At 63.0% G+C, this 21,735-nt stretch carries 16 protein-coding genes; 7 read left to right on the top strand and 9 right to left on the bottom strand.

The features are described 5' to 3' along the window. Positions 1-75: 75 nt before the first annotated feature. Genes AB5Y47_RS17600 through AB5Y47_RS17590 form a run of 3 tightly spaced genes read right to left on the bottom strand, consistent with a single transcriptional unit; the run spans position 76 to position 4,371 of the window. On the bottom strand, positions 76-882 hold the full coding sequence (locus AB5Y47_RS17600; protein WP_368220434.1) for a phosphoadenylyl-sulfate reductase: 807 nt from the start codon (positions 880-882) through the stop codon (positions 76-78). Continuing rightward, positions 872-2,584: an assimilatory sulfite reductase (NADPH) hemoprotein subunit gene (gene cysI, locus AB5Y47_RS17595; RefSeq protein WP_039040326.1), complete on the bottom strand. Its 1,713-nt coding sequence runs from the start codon at positions 2,582-2,584 to the stop codon at positions 872-874. The genes AB5Y47_RS17600 and cysI overlap by 11 nt, the downstream gene beginning before the upstream one ends. After that, on the bottom strand, positions 2,584-4,371 hold the full coding sequence (locus tag AB5Y47_RS17590; RefSeq protein WP_368220466.1) for an assimilatory sulfite reductase (NADPH) flavoprotein subunit: 1,788 nt from the start codon (positions 4,369-4,371) through the stop codon (positions 2,584-2,586). Before AB5Y47_RS17590 ends, cysI begins: the two co-directional genes overlap by 1 nt. A gap of 198 nt (positions 4,372-4,569) precedes the next feature. Here AB5Y47_RS17590 and AB5Y47_RS17585 point away from each other — a divergent pair, with 198 nt between their 5' ends. Beyond that, entirely contained in the window at positions 4,570-5,367 is a 798-nt protein-coding gene (locus AB5Y47_RS17585) for a PhzF family phenazine biosynthesis protein (protein WP_319910413.1), read from the top strand. A 133-nt stretch (positions 5,368-5,500) separates the two neighbouring features. Here the strand turns inward: AB5Y47_RS17585 and lysS are convergent, their stop codons facing one another. Next, entirely contained in the window at positions 5,501-6,979 is a 1,479-nt protein-coding gene (gene lysS, locus AB5Y47_RS17580) for a lysine--tRNA ligase (RefSeq protein WP_368220465.1), read from the bottom strand. Between the two features lie 77 nt (positions 6,980-7,056). Beyond that, a protein-coding gene (gene prfB, locus AB5Y47_RS17575) for a peptide chain release factor 2 (protein ID WP_102948437.1) occupies positions 7,057-8,155 on the bottom strand; the annotation gives its coding sequence in 2 pieces (ribosomal slippage) (positions 7,057-8,079 and positions 8,081-8,155; 1,098 coding nt in all). 252 nt (positions 8,156-8,407) lie between these two features. Between prfB and AB5Y47_RS17570 the strand changes: the two genes are divergently transcribed. Further along, positions 8,408-10,279, top strand: a complete 1,872-nt coding sequence (locus tag AB5Y47_RS17570) for a methyl-accepting chemotaxis protein (protein ID WP_041215693.1) — start codon at positions 8,408-8,410, stop codon at positions 10,277-10,279. Positions 10,280-10,453: 174 nt separating this feature from the next. Here the strand turns inward: AB5Y47_RS17570 and gltS are convergent, their stop codons facing one another. Continuing rightward, complete coding sequence (gene gltS / locus AB5Y47_RS17565; protein WP_041212483.1) at positions 10,454-11,653, bottom strand: sodium/glutamate symporter; 1,200 nt, start codon at positions 11,651-11,653, stop codon at positions 10,454-10,456. A gap of 489 nt (positions 11,654-12,142) precedes the next feature. Here gltS and ansA point away from each other — a divergent pair, with 489 nt between their 5' ends. Beyond that, positions 12,143-13,150 (top strand): asparaginase, encoded by a 1,008-nt coding sequence (gene ansA, locus AB5Y47_RS17560; protein ID WP_010675424.1) that lies wholly within the window; start codon positions 12,143-12,145, stop codon positions 13,148-13,150. A 249-nt stretch (positions 13,151-13,399) separates the two neighbouring features. Here the strand turns inward: ansA and AB5Y47_RS17555 are convergent, their stop codons facing one another. Both AB5Y47_RS17555 and AB5Y47_RS17550 read right to left on the bottom strand, forming a co-directional pair. Next, the gene (locus tag AB5Y47_RS17555; RefSeq protein ID WP_010675423.1) at positions 13,400-13,693 is read right to left on the bottom strand and encodes a YeaC family protein; all 294 of its coding nucleotides are present in this window, start codon (positions 13,691-13,693) and stop codon (positions 13,400-13,402) included. An 83-nt stretch (positions 13,694-13,776) separates the two neighbouring features. Beyond that, positions 13,777-15,210 carry a glyceraldehyde-3-phosphate dehydrogenase gene (locus AB5Y47_RS17550; RefSeq protein ID WP_279976167.1) on the bottom strand — a complete coding sequence of 478 codons (1,434 nt, stop codon included), beginning with the start codon at positions 15,208-15,210 and terminating at the stop codon, positions 13,777-13,779. A gap of 211 nt (positions 15,211-15,421) precedes the next feature. Between AB5Y47_RS17550 and AB5Y47_RS17545 the strand changes: the two genes are divergently transcribed. Together AB5Y47_RS17545 and AB5Y47_RS17540 are read left to right on the top strand one after the other, a co-directional pair. Continuing rightward, on the top strand, positions 15,422-16,225 hold the full coding sequence (locus tag AB5Y47_RS17545; protein WP_139738047.1) for a DUF2989 domain-containing protein: 804 nt from the start codon (positions 15,422-15,424) through the stop codon (positions 16,223-16,225). Then, complete coding sequence (locus tag AB5Y47_RS17540; RefSeq protein WP_048207040.1) at positions 16,222-16,779, top strand: NUDIX domain-containing protein; 558 nt, start codon at positions 16,222-16,224, stop codon at positions 16,777-16,779. The genes AB5Y47_RS17545 and AB5Y47_RS17540 overlap by 4 nt, the downstream gene beginning before the upstream one ends. Positions 16,780-16,841: 62 nt before the next feature. Here the strand turns inward: AB5Y47_RS17540 and sppA are convergent, their stop codons facing one another. Next, a complete protein-coding gene (sppA, locus tag AB5Y47_RS17535) occupies positions 16,842-18,686 on the bottom strand; it encodes a signal peptide peptidase SppA (RefSeq protein ID WP_214004378.1) in 1,845 nt (614 codons plus the stop codon). A gap of 321 nt (positions 18,687-19,007) precedes the next feature. Between sppA and AB5Y47_RS17530 the strand changes: the two genes are divergently transcribed. Next, complete coding sequence (locus AB5Y47_RS17530) at positions 19,008-21,035, top strand: FAD-dependent oxidoreductase (protein ID WP_368220433.1); 2,028 nt, start codon at positions 19,008-19,010, stop codon at positions 21,033-21,035. A gap of 107 nt (positions 21,036-21,142) precedes the next feature. Next, positions 21,143-21,691 carry an NAD(P)H nitroreductase gene (locus AB5Y47_RS17525; protein WP_010675416.1) on the top strand — a complete coding sequence of 183 codons (549 nt, stop codon included), beginning with the start codon at positions 21,143-21,145 and terminating at the stop codon, positions 21,689-21,691. The last annotated feature ends 44 nt before the right edge of the window (positions 21,692-21,735 follow it).

Raw genomic sequence — 21,735 nt, 5'->3', positions numbered from 1 at the left:
GCGCAAAGAAAAACGCCCGGCAGTTGCCGGGCGTTTTTTTGTGGGCGGGGCGCAGCACATGGCCGGACCGGGGGATCAGATGCCGGAGCCGTCGCTCTCGCCACCTTCCTCATGCAGGCCACACTCGCGCTTGAGGCCGAAGAAGCGGGTCTGCTCCTCGCTCATGCCGGGCTCCCACTTGGCGGTGGTGTGCACGTCGCCGACCGAGAGGTAACCCTGCTCCCACAAGGGGTGGTAGGGGAGGTCGAACTCCTTGAAGTAGTAGAAGACGTCCTTGTTGCTCCAGTCGATCACCGGCAGGAACTTGAAGCGACCGCGCTGGATGGCCAGCACCGGCAGCTTGCCCCGGCTGCCGGACTGCTCACGGCGCAGGCCCGAGAACCAGGTGCGGGCACCCAGCTCGTTCAGGGCGCGGTCCATGGGCTCCACCTTGTTGAGCTGGTTGTAACGGGTGATCCCCTCCACCCCCTGCTCCCACAGGAGGCCGAAGCGGGCCTCCTGCCAGGCCGGGCTGAGTGCGGCCCGGTAGATCTTGAGGTTGAGCGCGAGACGCTCGGTCAGCTCGTCGATGAAACGGTAGGTCTCGGGGAAGAGATAACCGGTGTCGGTCAGCACCACGGGCACGTCGGCCCGCTCGCGGCTCACCAGGTGCAGCATGAGCGCCGCCTGGATACCGAAACTCGACGACAGCACATGCTCCCCCGGCAGGTTGGCCAGGGCCCAGCGCACCCGCTCGGGGGCGCTCATGGCGTCCAGCGCCCGGTTGAGGGGGGCCAGCGCCTCGACCTGCTCCTCCCGGCCCAGGGCCAGGAGGGCGTCGAGGTCGAGCCGGCCGTCGGCGGTGCGCGCAAGCCGAGCTGTATCAGTCTGTTCAGGCTGCATAGAAGTCCCTCGCGGAGTCGATAACCGGGGCGATGATCCCGGCGCGAATGACAAAATCGCCGAAGCACTCGTCCGGGTTGCGTTCGCTCGCCCAGCGGCCGATCAGGGCATCCAGTTCGGCCAGGATCTGCGGCTCGGTGATGTTCTCCAGATGCAGGCGCGGGATGCGGGTCCCCTCGAGGTTGCCCCCCAGGTGCAGGTTGTAGCGACCCGGCGCCTTGCCCACCAGACCCACTTCCGCCAGCATGGCGCGGCCGCAGCCGTTGGGGCAGCCGGTGACCCGGAAGATGATGGCGTCATCCGCCAGGCCGTGCTTGGCCAGCAGCCCCTCGATGTCGGTGACGAAGGCAGGCAGCATGCGCTCGGCCTCGGCCATTGCCAGGGGGCAGGTGGGCAGGGCCACACAGGCCATGGACTGCTTGCGCTGCTCGCTCACGCCGTCATCCAGCAGACCGTACTGGCGCGCCAGGGCTTCGATGCGTGCCTTCTCGCCGGCAGGCACGCCCGCGATGATGAGGTTCTGGTTGGCGGTGAGGCGGAAGTCCCCCTGATGCACCTTGGCGATCTCCAGCATGCCGGTCTTGAGGGGCTTGCCCGGGAAGTCCAGCAGGCGGCCGTTCTCGATAAACAGGGTCAGGTGGTGCTTGCCGTCGATCCCCTCCACCCAGCCGAAGCGATCGCCACGGCTGGTGAATTCATAGGGGTGAACCGGCCCGAACTGGATGCCGGCGCGGTTCTCCACCTCGGCCTTGAAGGCCTCGACCCCCACCCGTTCAAGGGTGTACTTGGTCTTGGCGTTCTTGCGGTTGACCCGGTTGCCCCAGTCGCGCTGGGTGCTGACCACGGCGGCCGCCACCTCCAGCACGTGGGAGAGCGGAATGAAGCCAAAGTCGCTCGCCTTGCGCGGGTAGGTAGTGGTGTCGCCGTGGGTCATGGCGAGACCGCCCCCCACCAGCACGTTGAAGCCCACCAGCTTGCCGTGATCGGCAATGGCCACGAAGTTGAGATCGTTGGCGTGGATGTCCACATCGTTGTGGGGCGGGATGACCACGGTCGTCTTGAATTTGCGCGGCAGGTAGTTGGAGCCCAGGATCGGCTCCTCGTCACCCCCCAGCTTCTCGCCATCCAGCCAGATCTCCACGTAGGCGCGGGTCTTGGGCAGCAAGTGTTCGGAGATCTTCTTGGCCCACTCGTAGGCCTCCTGGTGCAACTCGGACTCCACCGGGTTGCTCGTGCAGAGCACGTTGCGGTTCACGTCCCCCGCGGTGGCGATGGAGTCGATACCGGTGCTGTTGAGGGTCTGGTGCATCAGCTTGATGTCGCGCTTCAGTACCCCGTGGAACTGGAAGGTCTGGCGGGTGGTCAGGCGGATGCTGCCGTACATGCTGTGTTCTTCGGCGAACTTGTCGATCACCTGCCACTGGGCCGGGGTGATGATGCCGCCGGGCAGGCGGGCGCGCAGCATGACGTTGTGCAGGGGCTCCAGCTTCTGGGCGGCGCGCTCCGGGCGGATGTCGCGGTCATCCTGCTGATACATGCCGTGGAAGCGGATCAGCTGGAAGTTGTCGCCGTTGAAGCCGCCGGTGAGCGGGTCCTGCAGATCTTCGGCGATGGTGCCGCGCAGGAAGTTGCTCTCGCGCTTGAGGCGTTCGTTGTCAGCCAGCGGCCCTTCGACCGGTCCCGGAATAAGTTGTTTGCTCATCAATAGACATCCCTTTGATAACGTTTGGCACGACGCAATTCGCTCAGATACTCTTCTGCTTCCTCACGGCTCTTGTGGCCGTGTTCCGCAATCACTTCCAGCAGGGCTTCCTGCACATCCTTCGCCATGTGGTTGGCGTCGCCACACACATAGAAGTGAGCGCCTGCTTCCAGCCACTGGTAGAGCTCAAGCCCTGCCTCGCGCAGACGGTCCTGCACATAGATCTTGTTGGCCTGATCCCGACTGAAGGCCAGGGAGATCTTGGACAGCAGGCCCGATTTCACATAACGCTGCCACTCCACCTGATAGAGGAAGTCCTGGGTGAAGTGGGGGTTGCCGAAGAAGAGCCAGTTCTTGCCCTCTGCCCCCTGTGCTTCCCGCTCCTGCAGGAAGGCGCGGAACGGGGCAATGCCGGTGCCCGGGCCCACCATGATGACGGGGATGTCGGGATTGGCGGGCAGGCGGAAGTTGTCATTGTGCTCCACGAACACCCGGACCTCGGCATCTTCCGGCAGACGGTCCGCCAGATAGGAAGAGGCGCCGCCGCTTCGCACTGTGCCATCTTCTTGGCGGTAGCGCACCACGCCGACGGTCAGGTGCACCTCTTCTTCCACCTCGCTCTGGGCGGAGGCGATGGAGTAGAGGCGGGGGGTGAGGGGACGCAGCAGTGCGATCAGTTGATCGGCACTCAAGGAAGCCGGGAAGCGTTTCAGTACGTCCACCACCTGGGCGCTGGCCACCAGGGCGTTGACCTGGGCCTTGTCACCGGCCAGATCTTTGAGCGCCGCGTTGTCCGTGATCTCGGCGAGGCCAGTGATCAGGCCCCCGTGCAACCGGGTCAGCTCGTAGTGACGGGTCAGCGCCTCGCGCAGGCTGCCATGGGGGGTGGCCTCGTCACCGGTCAGACCGGTCAGGGCCAGCACTTCCCCCACGAGATCGGCGTCGTTGTCGAACCAGATGCCGAGTGCATCCCCCGGCTGGTAGGTGATGCCGGACTCTTCCAGGTTGATCTCGATGTGACGGATGTCCTTGGTAGAGTCGCGGCCGGTGATCTTCTGGTTCACCGAGAGTCTGGCCAGGAAGGGGTTCTCCTTGTTGTACTGGCTGTGGCCGACGGCGGCCTGTACCGAGCCCGCCACGCTGGCGGTCGCGGCGCCGGCAGAGAGGGTGGCGGCGACCGCCGCAACGGCCTGCTCGCCCCAGGCCTTGGCGGCATCCTGATAATCCACATCGAGGCTAGCTAGCTCATGGATGCGCTCTGCCCCTGCTTTGGCGAGGAAGCCATCGAAATCCTTGCCGGTCTGGCAGAAGAACTCATAGGAGCTGTCACCCAACCCCAGCACGGCAAACTTGAGCCCTTCCAGCTTGCCGACCTTGCCCTTCTTGAGCTGCTCGAACAGATCGACGGCGCTCTCGGGGGGCTCCCCCTCCCCGTAAGTGCTCACTACCACCAGCAGGTGGCTCTCTTTCTTGAGCTGCTTGGGTTTGTAGTCCGCCATGGAGGTGAGGGTCACCGGCAGGCCGCGGGCCTCGGCCTGGGCCTTGATGGCGCTGGCCACGCCCTTGGCATTCCCGGTCTGGGAGCCGTAGAGAATGGTCAGGCTGCCGCCGGGTGCCGCGACTTCTGCTCCTGCGCTCGCCACGGGCTGGACGCCCGCCTGAGAGAGGCCGTAGAGATAACCGCTGACCCAGGCCAGTTGCTGGGTATTGAGGGTGGTGAGAACTTGGTTGAGCTGGCGCTGCTGTTCGTCAGAGAGCGGGCTCAGGGTGGGGGCTGTCAATGGCATCACACATGTCTTCCATGGTCTGATTTTTGGTCAGGGTAAGGGGTGTAATGAATAACAACAAAGAATAAAAATATCTTCTTTATGCGATTTATGAATTTATAAAGCCAAAATCCATCTCAGCCCGGGGGGGCCCGTGATATAAAAATGGCCTTGCCGAGCCCCCTGTCCCGGGGATCTCTCATGCCCCAAGGAGCAACCATGTCCCGTCTCTATCATGTCAACGCCTTCAGCAATTACCCCTTCGGAGGTAACCCCGCCGTGGTGGTGCTGGGGGAAGCGCGGCCCGACGCCGAGCTGCAGGCCATGGCAGCGGAGTTCAACCTCTCTGAGAGCGCCTTTCTGACCCGACTGGGAGAGGGGCATTACGGGTTGCGCTGGTTCACCCCGCAAGTGGAGGTGGATTTGTGCGGCCATGGTACCCTGGCGGCGGCCCATGTGCTGTGGCAGACGGGGGCGGTGTCGGGGGATCTCCCCATCCGCTTCGCGACCCGCAGCGGTGAGTTGGTGGCCCGGCGGGAAGGGGAGTGGATCTGGCTCGATTTTCCGCGCATTGCCCTGGCGCCGCTCGTTCTAGATCCGGCCTATGCGGCTGCGGTCGGTTGCCAGCCGCTGCAAACCCTGGCGGCCGGCGCCAAGTTCTTGCTGGAGCTGGCCAGCGAGGAGGCGGTCCGCGCGCTCACCCCCGATTTTCACGCCCTGCGGGCGCTGCCGGGCCGGGGGATCATGGTGACGGCGCTATCGAGCCGGGGAGAGGACGACTTCGTCTCCCGCTATTTCGCCCCCTGGGTCGGAGTGGACGAGGATCCGGTGACCGGCTCCAACCACTGCGCCCTGGTGCCCTTCTGGGCCGAGCGGTTCGGCAAACGGCAATTGCGGGCCCGCCAGGTCTCGGCCCGAGGCGGGGATCTCAGGCTGGAATTGCAGGAGGAGCGGGTGCTGATGGCGGGCCGGGCTCTGACCCTGTGGCAGGGGGAGTGGCTGCTGCCACCGGCCTGATAAGCGGCAAGTTGGTGGCGTATTGAAGGTTCGCCACCGGTTGTGTCCGTCATAAAAAAACGCCCCGCAATTGCGGGGCGTTTTGATTGTCATGGACGGAAGCTGTACTGCTGCGGCCCTGTTTCTGCGGCGCTTACTTTTGTGGACGCAAGGCCGGGAACAGGATGACGTCGCGGATGGTGTGGCTGTTGGTGAACAGCATCACCAGACGGTCGATACCGATACCCTGACCGGCGGTCGGCGGCAGACCGTGTTCCAGCGCGGTGACGAAGTCGGCGTCGTAGAACATGGCTTCGTCGTCCCCTGCGGCTTTCTGGTCAACCTGGGCCTGGAAGCGCTCGGCCTGATCTTCCGCATCGTTCAGCTCGGAGAAGCCGTTGGCCAGCTCGCGGCCGCCGATGAAGAACTCGAAGCGGTCGGTGACGTCCGGGTTCTGGTCGTTGCGACGGGCCAGCGGGGAGACGGCGGCCGGGTACTCGGTGATGAAGGTCGGTTGCAGCAGCATGTGTTCCACGGTCTCTTCGAAGATCGCGGTGATCACGTGGCCCAGCTCCCAGCTCTTCATCAGCTCGATCTTCAGACCCTTGGCGATGGCGGTGGCCTTCTCCAGGGTGGCCAGATCGTCACGGGTCACACCCGGGTTGTACTTCAGGATGGAGTCGACCATGGAGAGGCGCTGGAACGGCTGACCGAAATCGATGGTCAGGCCCTCTTCGCCCTCTTTGGCGTAACGGATCTTGGTGTCGCCCAGGATGTCTTGCGCCAGAGTGCGCAGCATCTCTTCGGTGAGATCCATCAGATCGATGTAATCGGCGTAGGCCATATAGAACTCGAGCATGGTGAACTCGGGGTTATGGCGAACGGAGATGCCTTCGTTGCGGAAGTTGCGGTTGATCTCGTAGACACGCTCGAAACCACCGACCACCAGACGCTTCAGATAGAGTTCCGGAGCGATACGCAGGTACATGTCGATGTCCAGCGCATTGTGATGGGTGATGAAGGGACGTGCGGAGGCGCCACCCGGGATGACTTGCATCATGGGGGTTTCCACTTCCATGAAGCGCTTGTCATTCAGGAACTTGCGAATGCCGGCCACCACCTTGGTGCGGGTCACGAAGGTCTTGCGGGACTCTTCGTTGGCGATCAGGTCCAGGTAACGCTGGCGGCAGCGGGCTTCCTGGTCGGTCAGACCCTTGTGCTTCTCGGGCAGCGGGCGCAGGGCCTTGGTCAGCAGGCGGATGGTGGAGACGTGTACGGAGAGCTCACCGGCGTTGGTGCGGAACAGGGTACCCTCGACACCGACGATGTCACCCAGATCCCACTTCTTGAACTGCTCGTTGTAGAAGCCTTCCGGCAGATCGTCACGGGTCACGTAGATCTGGATCTTGCCAGCCATGTCCTGCAGGGTCGCGAAAGACGCTTTGCCCATGATCCGGCGGGTCATGATGCGACCGGCAATCTTCACCTGTTTACCCAGGGCGACCAGCTCGTCATTGCTCTTGTCGCCGAATTCGGCGTGCAGATCGCCGGAGAGGCTGTCACGACGGAAGTCATTGGGGAAGGGGTTGCCCTGGGCGCGCAAGGCGGCCAGCTTGGAGCGACGCTCAAGCATCTCGTTGTTCAGTTCGAGAGTCTGGTCGACTTCCGGGGTGGTGGTTTGTTCAGACATGGTGATTCCTGCTGCTCTGTTTACAGGCCTGATTTCAGGCTGGCTTCGATAAACTTGTCCAAGTCGCCGTCGAGTACCGATTGGGTATTGCGGGTTTCGACGCCGGTGCGCAGATCCTTGATACGGGAATCATCCAGTACGTAGGAGCGGATCTGGCTGCCCCAGCCGATGTCGGACTTGGTCTCTTCGAGGGCTTGCTTCTCAGCGTTCTGCTTTTGAATTTCCAGCTCGTAGAGCTTGGCCTTCAACTGCTTCATACACTGATCTTTGTTCTTGTGCTGGGAACGGTCGTTCTGGCACTGCACCACCACGCCGGTCGGCACGTGGGTGATACGCACCGCGGACTCGGTCCGGTTGACGTGCTGACCACCCGCACCGGAGGCGCGGTAGACGTCGATGCGAAGATCAGCCGGGTTGATCTCGATCTCGATGTCATCATCGATCTCGGGGTAGACGAACACGGAGCAGAACGAGGTGTGGCGACGGCCGCCGGAATCGAACGGCGACTTGCGTACCAGGCGGTGCACGCCGGTCTCGGTGCGCAGCCAGCCGAAGGCATACTCGCCGGTGAACTTGATGGTGGCGGACTTGATGCCGGCCACGTCGCCCTCGGAGCATTCGATGAGCTCGGGCTTGTAGCCGTGGGCATCGCCCCAGCGCAGGTACATGCGCAGCACCATGTTGGCCCAGTCCTGGGCCTCGGTGCCACCGGAACCGGACTGGATGTCGATGTAGCAGTCGGAACCGTCGTGCTGACCGGAGAACATGCGACGGAACTCGAGATCCACCAGCTTGGCCTCCAGTTCGTCCGCTTCGACCACGGCTTCGTTGAAGGTCTCTTCGTCTTCGCCTTCGACGGCCAGGCTGACCAGCATCTCGACGTCATCGACGCCCTGGGTCAGGGTATCGATGGTGCTGACGACGTTCTCCAGGGAGACGCGCTCCTTGCCCAGCGCCTGTGCGCGCTCGGGTTCGTTCCAGACATCCGGCTGTTCCAGCTCGGCATTGACCTCTTCTAGACGCTCTTTCTTGGCGTCATAGTCAAAGGTACCCCCTAAGCAGCTCGGTCCTCTCAGACAGCTCCTTAAGCTTGTTTAATACAGGATTGACTTCAAACATCGTGAAAACTCTCGGGGTCGATGTGATTTAAAAACGGGATATTCTAGCCAATTGCAGAAGGAATAAACAGGGTTGGCTGGCCTCGCTCTTTTTCCTGCTCCAATTTTCCGCAGCATTTTTAAAATTTCCGCGTAAAATATCGTCACTCACGCCATTCTCCGCTTCAGTTTTGCGCGGATTGGCCGCTAACAACACACAGTGCCACGCACTCCCGATTGATCCTGTTCCCGACCCCCACAAGAAGAAAACACGATGAAAAACCTATCACTCAAGCAGAAGATACTGTTGTCTGTGGTCATCGCCTTGTCACTGGTGATCCTGCTGCTCTCCTGGCAGAGCTACACCAGCCAGAAGTCCATGCTGCTGCAAGGCAGTCAGGAACAGGTGCAGCGCCTTGGCAGCCAGCAGGCCGCCAGCGTCAGCGACTGGCTTGCCGCCCGTCGTGACGTCATCCAGGCCCTTGGCAACAAGGCCGGTGCCGAGCCCCTCAACGCCCTGCAACAGGCCCAGGTGTCCGGCCGTTTCCAGCTCACCTATTTTGGTGAGGGCAGCGGCAAGATGAACGACTCCGACCCCTCCATCAACCGCGACGGTTACGATCCCCGCTCCCGTGGCTGGTATCAGGAAGCCATGGCCAAGGGCGGCATGATCGTCACCAAACCCTACCTCGACGTGGCCTACAACATCCTGGTGGTGACCCTGGCCCAGCCTGCCCAAGGCGGCGTGGTGGGGGGGGATCTCTCCATCGCCTCCCTGGTGGATGACATCACCAAGATGAAGCTGCCAGCGGACGGCTTCGCCATCCTGATGCACAAGGATGGCACCGTCATCGCCTACAAGGATGCGGCCAAGGCGATGAAGCCGGCCAGCGAGATCGACAACGATCTGACCAATGCCCTGATCGAGCAGAGCAAGGCGAGCAACAGCCTGGTGCCTGCTTTCTTCGACAACGAGGGGCGTGACAAGCTGCTGTGGGCGACGGACATTCCGGACACCGACTGGGAGCTGGTGCTGGTACTGGACAAGAGTACCCTGGAGGCGCCGCTCTCCTCCCTGCTGATGACCCAGCTCGGCCTGGCCCTGCTGGTGCTGGTGGGCAGCATCCTCGCCATCTCTTGGCTGGTCAGCCTGCTGCTCGGTCCCCTCACCAAGGTGTCCCAGGCCCTGGCCCGCATCGCCGACGGTAACGGCGATCTGACCCAGCGCATCAAGATCGACGCCAATGACGAAGTGGGCCAGCTCGCCGGCAGCTTCAACCGCTTCGTGGGCAGCCAGCATCAGCTCATCGCCAACATCCGTCAGCTTGCCAACGAGCTGAACGCCGATGCCGAACGCAGTCTGGTGACCAACCAGGCCGCGGTGGAAGAGCTGCAACGCCAGCAACAGGAGGTGACCATGGTCGCCACCGCCGTCACCGAGATGGCGAGTGCCACCATGGAGATCGCGGGCAACGCCGAGAACACCGCTGCCGCCGCCCAGCAATCCGCCCAGAGCAGTGAACAGGGCAAGATCCTGGTGAACCAGACTCGCCAGTCCATCAACAACCTGGCCGAGGAAGTGGGGCAGGCGACCGGCGTCATCGGTGAGCTGAGCCGTCACGCCCAGGCCATCTCCGGCATCCTCTCCACCATCCAGGGCATCGCCGAGCAGACCAACCTGCTGGCGCTGAACGCGGCCATTGAAGCGGCCCGTGCCGGTGAACAGGGTCGCGGTTTCGCCGTGGTGGCGGACGAGGTGCGGGTGCTGTCGCGCCGTACCCAGGATTCCACCCAGGAGATCCAGTCCACCATCGAAACCCTGCAACAGACCACGGCCCGCGCGGTGAGCCTGATGCAGACCAGCCAGGGGTTGGCGGACAACAGCGTGAAGGATGCCGACGCTGCCGCTGCGGCTCTGGAGGAGATCACCCAGGCCGTCAGCCTCATCTCCGACATGGCGGGCCAGATCGCCACCGCCGCCGAGGAGCAGACCCAGGTGACCGGTGAAATCACCCAGAACACCACCGCCATCAAGGATGTGAGCGACGAGATCACCGCTTCCGCCATGCGCGACCTGGATCAGGCGCACAACCTCAAGGGGCGTGCCACCAACCTGAACCAGCAGGTGTCGACCTTTATTTTGTAAGGAAGGTCAGGCCGCAGTCCTACCGTGGCGTCAGTAAAAAGCCCCGCACCTTGGTGCGGGGCTTTTTGTTGCCTGCCGTCGGCCCCTTGGTGGGGGTCGGGGCAGCGTCCAGGGGCCAGCAAACAAAGAGCCCACCGCAAGGTGGGCTCTGTCATACGGGGCCTGCGCCCGGGATCACAAGAAGGGCAGGGCCAGGAACAGCTTGATCACCACAGCGTTGATAATGTCGATGAAGAAGGCTCCGACCATGGGCACCACCAGGAAAGCCAGGTGGGAGGGGCCGAAGCGCTGGGTAATGGCCTGCATGTTGGCAATGGCCGTGGGGGTGGCGCCGAGGCCGAAGCCGCAGTGACCCGCCGCCAGCACGGCTGCATCATAGTTGCGCCCCATGACCCGGAAGGTGACGAAGATGGCGTAGAGCGCCATGGCCACCGTCTGAACGGCCAGCAGGATGAAGATGGGCAGGGCCAGGCTTGCCAGCTCCCACAACCTGAGGCTCATCAGCGCCATGGCGAGGAAGAGCGACAGACTGACGTTGCCGAGCAGGGAGACCTCGCGGTCGCTCACTTCGTGCCAGTTGAGCAGGGTGAGCAGGTTGCGCAGCAGCACGCCGACAAAGAGCACGCAGACGAAGATCGGCAACTCGAAGACGCCGCCCTTGAGATAGAGGGCCAGCATTTCGCCCCCTTTCAGGCTGATGGCGATGAGTGCCAGGGTCTCGATCAGGCTGAAGGTGGTGAGCGGGCGCTCCATGTCCGGCATTTCGAAGCCCTGGGGGGCGCCGTCACGGTTGTGCTCCTCACCGGGCACCTGCACCTTCTTCACCAGATAACGGGCCACCGGGCCGCCGATGAGGCCCCCCAGCACCAGGCCGAAGGTGGCACAGGCTATCGCCAGCTCGGCGGCGGATTGCACGCCGTACTTCTCGGTGAAGATGGAGCCCCAGGCCGCCCCGGTGCCGTGGCCGCCGGAGAGGGTGATGGAGCCGGCCAGCAGCCCCATGTGGGGATCCAGCCCCAGCAGGGTGGCCAGACCCACCCCCAGGCTGTTCTGCACCAGCAGCAGGCCGGTGACCACCAGCAGGAAGGTGGCCACCGCCTTGCCGCCGCGCTTGAGGCTGCCCAGATCGGCGGAGAGGCCGATGGAGGCAAAGAAGGTCAGCATCAGGGCCGTCTGCAGGCTGGTATCAAATTGCAGTTCGATCTGCAAGGTGGAGCGCAGCACCAGCAGCACCAGGGCAACCACCAGGCCACCGGCCACGGGTTTGGGGATGTTGAAAGTGCGCAGGGGTCCTATCTTGTTGACCAGCAGGCGGCCAAGCAGCAGCACCAGGGTCGCGGCGACCAGGGTGGCGTAGGCATCAAGTTGTAGCATTCAGTGCTCCCATGTTGATCGGCTGTGTCTTTGGCGAGAAAGACTCACGGATCCAGCCGGGATGAAACAGAGTGGCGAACGCGCCAGTGACAGAGGGGCCGCAGCCCCGTCCCTCTGCAAAAGAGGGGGTCGACACGAGCCCGTGTTCGTCGGGCGTCCAGATGAGATTTGTGAAAAATCCGCCGGATACTAGCAAAAAACACCAAGTACATCCACATATGTCACATTAATGATTAAAACATGGTGTTAACATGGCATTTAAAACTGCCTCGCCGAGTGTGCTCCGGATCGCAACAATGCTGCTGCGGCTGTCATTTGCAGCGGCACTCTTTATAATTCGCCCGGTTCCGCCCCCACGGGAGGACACAGACCCTCAAGAGGTCTGCTGATGACCGATATTGAGCCCGCCCGCACCATCTGAAGGACGGGGGCTGTATCGGTTGAGCCCTGTTTGATTTGCCGGTTTCCAGTCCAGAGAGAGGAGAGGGTGTGAAGAAGTCCATCTACATTGCCTACACAGGCGGCACCATAGGGATGCAGCGTTCCGACCACGGTTATGTACCGATGGCGGGCTTCATGGAGGACTGTCTGGCACGGATGCCCGAGTTCCATCGACCGGAAATGCCCGATTACCATATCCACGAATATGCCCCCCTCATCGACTCTTCCGACATGACGCCGGCAGACTGGCAGCGCATCGCCGAGGACATCAAGGGCAACTACGACAAGTACGACGGTTTCGTCATTCTGCACGGCACCGACACCATGTCGTTCACCGCGTCTGCGCTCTCCTTCATGCTCGAAGATCTGCACAAGCCGGTCATCATCACCGGCTCCCAGATCCCCCTGGCTGAGCTGCGCTCGGACGGTCAGCAGAACCTGCTCAACGCCCTCTATATCGCGGCCAACTACCCGATCCACGAGGTGACGCTCTTCTTCAACAACCAGCTCTATCGCGGCAACCGCAGCAAGAAGGTGCATGCCGACGGTTTCCACGCCTTCGACTCGCCCAACTACCCACCCCTGCTCAATGCCGGTATCGCCATCTCCCTGGAGGCAGGTGAGCTGGGCGTGCCGTGCGATCGCCCCCTGGTGCTGCACGACATCACCCCCCAGCCCATCGGGGTGGTGACCCTCTACCCGGGGATCTCGGCGGAGGTGATAGCGAACATCCTGCAACAACCGGTGCGTGCGCTGATCCTGCTCTCCTTCGGGGTGGGCAATGCGCCCCAGAACCCGGCCATGCTGGCGCTGCTCTCAGAGGCATCTGCCCGGGGCGTCATCATCGTCAACCTGAGCCAGTGCCTGCACGGCAAGGTCAACATGGGGGGCTATGCCACCGGCAACGCCCTCTCCCGTGCGGGAGTCATCTCGGGCTTTGACATGACCGCCGAGGCGGCGCTCACCAAGCTGCACTTCCTGCTGAGCCAGGATCTGCCGGCGCCGCGCATCCGCGAGCTGATGCAGCAGTCTCTGCGCGGGGAGCTGACCCCCTGACTTCCCTCTCACCCTAACCCTCTCCCAGCGGGAGAGGGGATAGATCGAGGTGGCGAGGTTTACCATGAAGATCGCCGGCAGGTGGCCCGCTGACTGCTCGCAGGTGCGTGCCAGCTCCCTTCTCCCTTGGTGGGAGAAGGGCCGGGGATGAGGGGGATGAGCCATCCTGCATAGAGAGGAAAAAAGAGGGGAGCCATAATGGCTCCCCTCTTTCGTTTCGTTACCGCGATAGGTGACGTGCGGCCTGCCTCAGTGGCTAAGGTCGACCCGCACTATCTCTTCCTCGTCGCGATACTGGCGCTTGAGCTCGCTCTTGCTCTTCATCACGATCTCGCCGTCACGGCCGATGTTCATGTGCTCGGGGTTCTCAAGGTGCATCGCCTGCCAGGCCATCACGGCCTGAAGGGAAGTGGCCTTCTGCTCCTCGGTCAGGGGCTTGCCATCCGGCCATTTGCCGAGCTCGACCGCAGTCTTGAGCCGCTCGTACACCTCTTTGGGCATCTGCGCTATCGCTTGTTGAAACGTCACTTGCTGAGACGACATCCGGCCTCTCCTTGAAAATTGAGCCATGAACGCGGGTTCAGGCGGGCAGATCCTGTCGGACTATACCGGTAGATCCTGGCGGACTATACCGGTAGATCCTGGCGGACTACGCCAGCCATCTGCTCCATCACCCGTACTACCTGACAACTGTACCCGAACTCGTTGTCATACCACACGTAGAGCACGCAGTGATCCCCCTCGGCGATGGTGGCCTGGGAGTCGACGATGCCCGCAAAACGGGAGCCCACCATGTCGGAGGAGACCAGCTCGGTGCTGGCACTGAAGTCGATCTGGCGATGCAGGGCCGAGCTCAGCGCCATCTGCTGCAGATAGGCGTTGAGGCTCTCCCGATCGGTGGTCTGTTCCAGCGACAGGTTGATGATGGCCAGGGACACGTTGGGTGTGGGCACCCGGATGGCGTTGCCGGTCAACTTGCCCTTGAGCTCCGGCAGCGCCTTGGCCACCGCCTTGGCGGCGCCGGTGCTGGTCATCACCATGTTGAGGGCTGCGCTGCGACCGCGGCGCTCGCCCTTGTGATAGTTGTCGATGAGGTTCTGGTCGTTGGTGTAGGAGTGGACCGTCTCCACGTGGCCGTGGCGGATGCCGTACTTGTCCTGCATCACCTTGAGCACCGGGGTGATGGCGTTGGTGGTGCAGGAGGCGGCGGAGACTATCTTGTCATCCGGACCTATCACCTCGTGGTTGACCCCGAACACCACGTTCTTCATCTCCCCCTTGCCGGGGGCGGTCAGCAGTACCCGGGCGGCGCCGCGGGCCTTGAGGTGCTCGGACAGGCCCGCCTCGTCACGCCAGACGCCGGTGTTGTCAACGATCAGCGCATTGTCGATGCCGTAGGCGGTGTAGTCGATGTCGGCCGGGCTGTTGGCGTAGATCACCTGGATGAAGGTGCCATTGGCGATGATGGCGCTGCGTTCCACATCCACCTCGATGGAGCCGTTGAAGGGGCCGTGCACCGAATCGCGGCGCAGCAGGCTGGCACGTTTCTCCAGATCCCCGTCGCGACCGCCGCGCACCACGATGGCGCGCAGGCGCAGGGAGTTGGCGGCGCCGGTGCGCTCGATGAGCAGACGGGCCAGCAGGCGGCCGATGCGACCGAAGCCGTAGAGCACCACGTCGGTCGGGGCGGGCACGGCACTGCGGTTCAGGGCCGGTGCCAGCTTGGCGCGCAGATAGTCCTCGATGCCGGCTTCATCCTGGTGATCCTGCCAGTAGCCCACGGCCAGTTTGCCGAGATCGACTTCGGCGGCGGTCGGGTTCAGGGCCAGGATGGCTTGCAGCAGGGGAAAGCTCTGTTGGATAGGGAGGGGGGCTCCCTGGTGGCGGCGAACGACCCGGTGGGCCTTGAGGATATCGATGGTGGAGGCGTTTTGCAGGGGGCGTCCGTAGAGGGTGATCTCTATCCCTTGCTGTCGGTAGAGGAGACCTATCAAGGGTTGCATGGCTTCGGCGAGCTCCTGGCTCTCCTGCCACGCCTGCAAGTAGTGCTCGTGGGTCATTAACCAGATCCTTTTATTTCACGTTGTTGAAGCAAGTTGCCTGGGCAAATTGAAATTCGTCGAAGGCAGATCAGTGTAGGGCTGATGGTTTCGTTATATTATTCTGCAATCGCGGCCTTATACGGCGCGCGCATTGTAATGGATATGTAGCCTGTTTGCTAGTTGGCGGTGGCCGGTGCGGGTTGCGATTGTTATCAACCAGATGTGAACCATGACCCTATTCTCACAGCGTCCGTTACTGCTTTCCCTCGCTTGTTGCCTGACGTTGACGGCCTGCGACGACGACAGGATCCACAACATCTGCTCCCAATATCCCGCCCTGTGCGCGGACCTGGTGGACGACGGCTGGTGTCGCTATGAGCGCAGCGACGTCATTCGCGGTCGTTACTATCTCCAGGAAGAGGGGACGGACAGGCGCAAGTACGATCTGATGCGCGGCCTGGAGCGTTATCTGCAGTGCGCCGAGCACTCCACCAACATCGAGTACAAGCGGGCCAGGGAGCAGAAGAGCCCCAGAGTGGAAGGGATGCTGGCCGCCGGCCGTCAACTGGAACAGCTGGATGCGCAAACCCGGAACTCCCGGGATCCCTACCTGCTGCTCTGGCACTGGACCAACAACACCAGCCCCGAGGCCCGCGCCAGCTTCCTCGCGCAGGAGGGGACGCCGAGCCTCGAGGAGCCCGAGCTGCAACTGGCGCTCGGCGGCATTTATGCCAAGAGCGAGCCCGAGAAGGCCATCAGGCTGATGCACCATGCGCTCTCTCTCTATCGGGAGGGGGACAAGGTCAACAGCCGGATCCTCACCGCCCTCAGCACCCTCTACATGGGGCAGAAGCGATTTGATCAGGCCTATCTGTGGGGCAAGGTGAGCGAGTCATTCCAGGAGAGCCCCGAGGTCTCCGCCACCCGGCTCGGCATTTACCATGCCATCGGCAAGGAGGAGCAGGAGACGCTGGACGACCAGGCGGCCACCATCGTCGATGCACTCAGGCAGGGGAGCTACCGCACACCATGAATCCGACCCTGTCAGAAGCCCGGGAATGGGCCCATCCCTTCGATATCCGTCTCGTGCACGGCCAGATCCGCGGCGAGGACAGGGTGCTTGAACGGGCCACGGTGAGGGCCGTGGTGATGCGTGGTGATCGACTGCTGCTGGTGCACTCCCGCGTCAACGGGGATCTCATGTTCCCCGGGGGCGGCATCGAGCACGGGGAGGCGCACGATGCGGCCCTGGCCCGGGAGCTGCGGGAAGAGTGTGGCGCCGAGCTGGTGGCCGTGGGCCCCCTGCTGGGAGAGACCCGGGAGTATCGTGCCGCGCGCGAGCCGGATTACGATGCCTACTGCATCCGATCGTCCTATTACCTCTGCCGGGTCGGGGAGGACTGGAGTGCACCGCGCCCCCAGCCCTACGAGATCCGCCTCGGCTTCACGCCGGGCTGGTTCCCCCTGGCCGAGGCCCTGCAGACCAACAAGACCCAGCTGGCGGGTCCCTGTCCCCAGTGGACGGCGCGAGAGACCCGGGTGCTGGCAGAGTTGCACCGCTGGCAAGCGTCCGGCTTGCTGACCTGACAAGGCCGCTTGCCCCATAAAAAAACCGCCTGTCGGCGGTTTTTTTATGGCTGTCCCCGGCGTCAGGTGAGACAGACCGGGCAGAAGGCGTAGGTGCCCTGGGGATCGTTGAAGCGGGTCAGCGGGTCCAGACCGCGGTTCATCTCCAGCAGCGCCTTGCCAAGCCCGGCGGGCAGCCAGCTTTGCAGGTGCGGGGCCAGCGCCTGGGCGCTGCTGTCAAACAGCTCGCGCAGGAACTTGTCCCTGGCCGACTCTTCCGGTGCGATGGGGGTGACCTGCCAACTCTTGAGGTTGGCGAGATCGGCGGCCGCCTTGAGGGCGTCATCCAGATTGCCGAACTCGTCCACCAGCCCCAGTGCCTTGGCATCCTGCCCGGTCCAGACCCGGCCTTCGGCGGCTTTTTCCGCCTCTTCCGGGCTAAGGCCCCGGCCCTTGCCCACCAGGCCGACAAAGCGCTGATAGGTGTCTTCCACGCTCAGTTGAATGGCTTCACCCACGTGATCCGGCAGGGCACGGGTCAGCCCGACCCCCACGAAGTCGGTGGTGCCGACGCCGTCGGTGTGTACCCCGTACTGGGAGAGCGCCTTGTCGATGGTGGCGAACATGCCGAACACCCCGATGGAGCCGGTGAGGGTGGTGGGGGAGGCGAAGATCTTGTCCGCATCGGCGGAGATCCAGTAGCCACCGGAGGCGGCGTAGCTGCCCATGGAGATGACCACCGGCTTGCCCGCCTGTTTCAGGGCCAGCAATTCGGCGCGGATCTGCTCGGCGGCGAAGGCGCTGCCGCCCGGGCTGTCCACTCGCAGCACAACGGCTTTCACCTGATCGTCACGGCGGGCCTCGGCCAGCAGATCGGCAAGGCTGTCGCCGCCGATGGTGCCGGCAGGCTGGACGCCATCCATGATGGCGCCGCTGGCGGTGATGAGGCCTACCTCATCCTTGCCGCTCTGGGGGTACTGTTCCGGGATGGCGGCCAGATACTCTTTCAGGCCCACCCCCTTCCAGCCATGATCATCGGCCTCGCCCACTTCCTTGATCACCGCCTGGGTCATCTCGTCGCGGGTGGCGAGCTGATCCACCAGACCGTTGTCGAGGGCGTAGCTGGCCGCATTGCCACCGGCCTTGCGCAGCAGTTCGAGGAAGTGATCCTTGTTCGGTGCGACGGCATCCGGCTCGATCTCCCGCTGCTCCGCCACGTCGGCCACATAGGATTGCCACAGCTGATCCAGCCAGCGCTGGTTCGCCTCCTTGCTCTCGGGGGACATTTCGTCCCGGGTGTAGGGCTCGACGAAGGACTTGTAGGTGCCGACCTTGAAGACGTGCGGGGTGATGTTGAGCTTCTCCAGTGCCGACTTGAAGTAGGTCTGGTAGACACCCAGCCCCTCGATCAGCACGGCACCACTCTGGTTGAGCAGCACGTGGTCGGCGTGGGCGGCGAGCAGATAGGCCCCCTGGCTGTAGTAGTCCGCCATGGCGATGACCGGCTTGCCGCTCTCCTTGAAGGCGTCGATGGCGGCCGTCACCTCCTGCAGTTTGGAGAGGCTGGCCCCTTGCAGACCCTGGGGCTTGATCACCAGTGCCTTGATGCGATCGTCATTCCCCGCGCTCTTGATGGCCCACAGCAGATCGGAGAGGACGATTTCGCTTGGCTGCTCGTCCCCCTTGTCCATCTGCCTGAGCAGTTGCACCGTGGGATCGGTCTGGGTGCGCTGTTCTACCAGCACACCGGAGAGATTGAGGGTGAGCGCCCCCTCGATAGGGGTGCTTGGGGTCTCGCTCTGGCTGACGCTGAAGACAATGACCAGCACGACGAGAAGAAACAGCAGGTTGACCAGCATCAAGCGGGTAAAGTTGAGCAGGCGCCAGAGGCTGCGAAAGAGCCATCCCAGACCTTTGAAAATAGACATAGCTGCGTTGTCGCCCTGTTAATGGGTTGAGAGCAGCCATTATTAACCAGTTGCGCAGCCAATTGCCATTTCCCCTTGAGTCGACTGCCTCCCCGCCACTTCGGAACACGGCTGTTCGCTGAAAAAATGTCCAAACATTTGTTTGAAAAAGAGTTTTCGATTCTTTACTCTAGCTCCAGTTTGATAACAAAAAATTAACTGAAAGGCCCGATGAGCCGGCCCCACCTCCACCCACCGCTTCTTTTTACTGCCCGTCACCCGAGGCAGCCAGGAAGGCTGGAGCATGACCCCGTGCACATCGACCTCGACAAGGAGTGCATCATGAGCCGTTATCCCACGCTGCTGACCCCCCTCGATCTGGGTTTTACCCAGTTGCGCAACCGCGTACTGATGGGGTCCATGCACACCGGCCTCGAGGAGGAAAAGGGGGGCTTTGACAAGCTGGCCGCCTTCTATGGTGAGCGGGCCCGTGGCGGGGTCGGTCTCATCGTGACCGGCGGTATCGCCCCCAATTTGCGGGGGCGGCTGGTGCCCCACGGCTCCCAGCTGAGCTTTCCCTGGCAGGTAGCCAAACACCGCAAGGTGACCGAGGCAGTGCACCGGGAAGGGGGCAAGATAGCGCTGCAGATCCTTCATGCGGGCCGCTACGCCTACCATCCGTTCAGCCTGGCGCCGAGCGCCCTCAAGGCTCCCATCTCCCCGTTCGAGCCGCGGGCCATGAGCGAGCGGCAGATCCGCGGCACCATTCGCGACTTCGCCGCCACTGCGGCGCTGGCCAAGGCGGCCGATTATGACGGGGTCGAGGTGATGGGGTCGGAAGGCTATCTCATCAACCAGTTCATCTGCGAACGCACCAACAAGCGCACCGATGGCTGGGGCGGCAGCAGCGAAAACCGCATGCGCTTCCCGGTGGAGATTGTCCGCGCCATCCGTGAGCGGGTGGGCACGGATTTCATCATCATCTTCCGCCTCTCCATGCTGGATCTGGTGGAGCAGGGCTCCTCCCTTGAGGAAGTGATCGCACTTGGCCGGGCACTGGAGCAGGTGGGGGTCACCCTCATCAACACCGGTATCGGCTGGCACGAGGCGCGCATTCCCACCATCGCCACCAGCGTGCCGCGCGGTGCCTTCAGCTGGGTGACCGCCGAGCTGAAAAAGCACCTCAAGGTGCCCCTCATCACCACCAACCGCATCAACACCCCAGAGGTGGCGGAGCGCATCCTGGCGGGCGGCGAAGCGGACATGGTCTCCATGGCGCGCCCCTTCCTGGCAGACCCCGAATTCGTCATCAAGGCGGCTGAAGACAGGGCGGACGAGATCAACACCTGCATCGCCTGCAACCAGGCCTGCCTCGACCACGTGTTCAAGCAAAAGCGTGCCTCCTGCCTGGTCAACCCCCGCGCCTGTTTCGAGACCGAGTTGACGTTTGGCCGGGTGTCCCAGCCCAAGAAGCTGGCGGTGGTGGGGGCGGGTCCTGCCGGGCTGGCGTTTGCCTGCTACGCCGCCGAGCGGGGCCATCAGGTGAGCCTGTTCGATCAGGCGAGCGAAATCGGCGGCCAGTTCAACTTTGCCAAGCAGATCCCGGGCAAGGAGGAGTTTCACGAGACCCTGCGCTACTTTGCCAAACGGCTTGAGAAGTGCGGCGTCGAGCTCTATCTGGGCCAGCGCCAGAGTGCCGAGAGCCTGCTGGGCGGCGGTTTTGACGAGGTGATCCTCGCCACCGGCATCCGCCCGCGCACTCCCAACATCCCGGGTATCGAGCACCCCAAGGTGTTGAGCTATCTGGATGTGCTGCGGGATCACAAGCCGGTGGGCGAGAAGGTGGCGGTCATCGGCGCCGGCGGCATCGGCTTTGACGTGGCCGAATACCTGGTGGAGAAGAGAGGAGCGCCGGATGCTGAAAGCCATCGCGATCACTGGCTCAAGGAGTGGGGTATCGACAAGCAACTGGGTGAGCGCGGCGGCCTGACTACCCCCGAGATCGATGCCCCCGAGCGCCAGATCTGGTTGCTCCAGCGCAAGGAGAGCAAGGTGGGCGACGGCCTTGGCAAGACCACCGGCTGGATCCATCGCACCGTGCTCAAGAATCGCAAGGTGCAGATGCTCTCCGGCGTCCAGTACCTGCGTATCGACGATGCCGGGCTTCACATCCAGGTGGGCGACCAGCAGCAGTGCCTGCCGGTGGATCAGGTGATCATCTGTGCCGGACAGGAACCCCTCAAGGAGTTGCAGGCCGGTCTGCAGGCCGCGGGCAAGCCGGTGCACATCATCGGCGGTGCCGACGTGGCCGCCGAGCTGGATGCCAAACGCGCCATCCGGCAAGGGGCGGAGCTGGCTGCCGTCATCTAGCCTCCCGGCCCTTTCGTATCCTGACAAACCCCTGAACCCCAGGGGTTTTCTTCATCCGGTGCTGTGCTAAGGTAGCGCCATCATCGCCTTTGACAAGGAACTGCCCCATGGATGCCCTCCATCTGTTACTCAATCGCCACTCCTGTGGTCGTCTGGCCGAGCCTGCCCCGAGTGGCGAAGTGCTCGACAATATCCTCAAGGCCGGGCTGCGGGCGCCGGATCACGGCACTCTGACCCCCTGGCAGTTCATCCTGTTTGAAGGGGAGGGGCGTGAGCGTCTGGGGACATTGCTGGCCGATGCCGCCCATGCCCGTGGCGAGGATGCGGACAGTGTCGAGAAGTGCCGCGCCGCGCCACTGCGTGCTCCCCTGGTGATCGCGGTGGCGACCCGTTATCAGGCGCACCCCAAGGTACCGAAACTGGAGCAGGAGCTCTCTGCCGGTTGCGCCCTGATGGCGATGCAGATGGCGGCCCAGGCCCAGGGCTTCAACGGCATCTGGCGCTCCGGCTGGTTCATCTTCGACGAGCAGATCCATGGTGCACTGGGGCTGGCACCGGAGGATCAACTGGTGGGCTTCCTCTACCTTGGCACCCCCATGCTGGAGGCCCGCAAGCTGCGCGAGTTGCCCATCCAGGACTTCGTGCGCAGCTTCTGAAGCACAGAACGCCAAAAGCCCTGATTATTCAGGGCTTTTTTGTT

This window comes from Aeromonas sp. R7-2 (genome assembly GCF_040908105.1).
Taxonomy (GTDB): domain Bacteria; phylum Pseudomonadota; class Gammaproteobacteria; order Enterobacterales; family Aeromonadaceae; genus Aeromonas; species Aeromonas caviae.
This window is presented reverse-complemented; position numbering and strand designations above follow the sequence as displayed.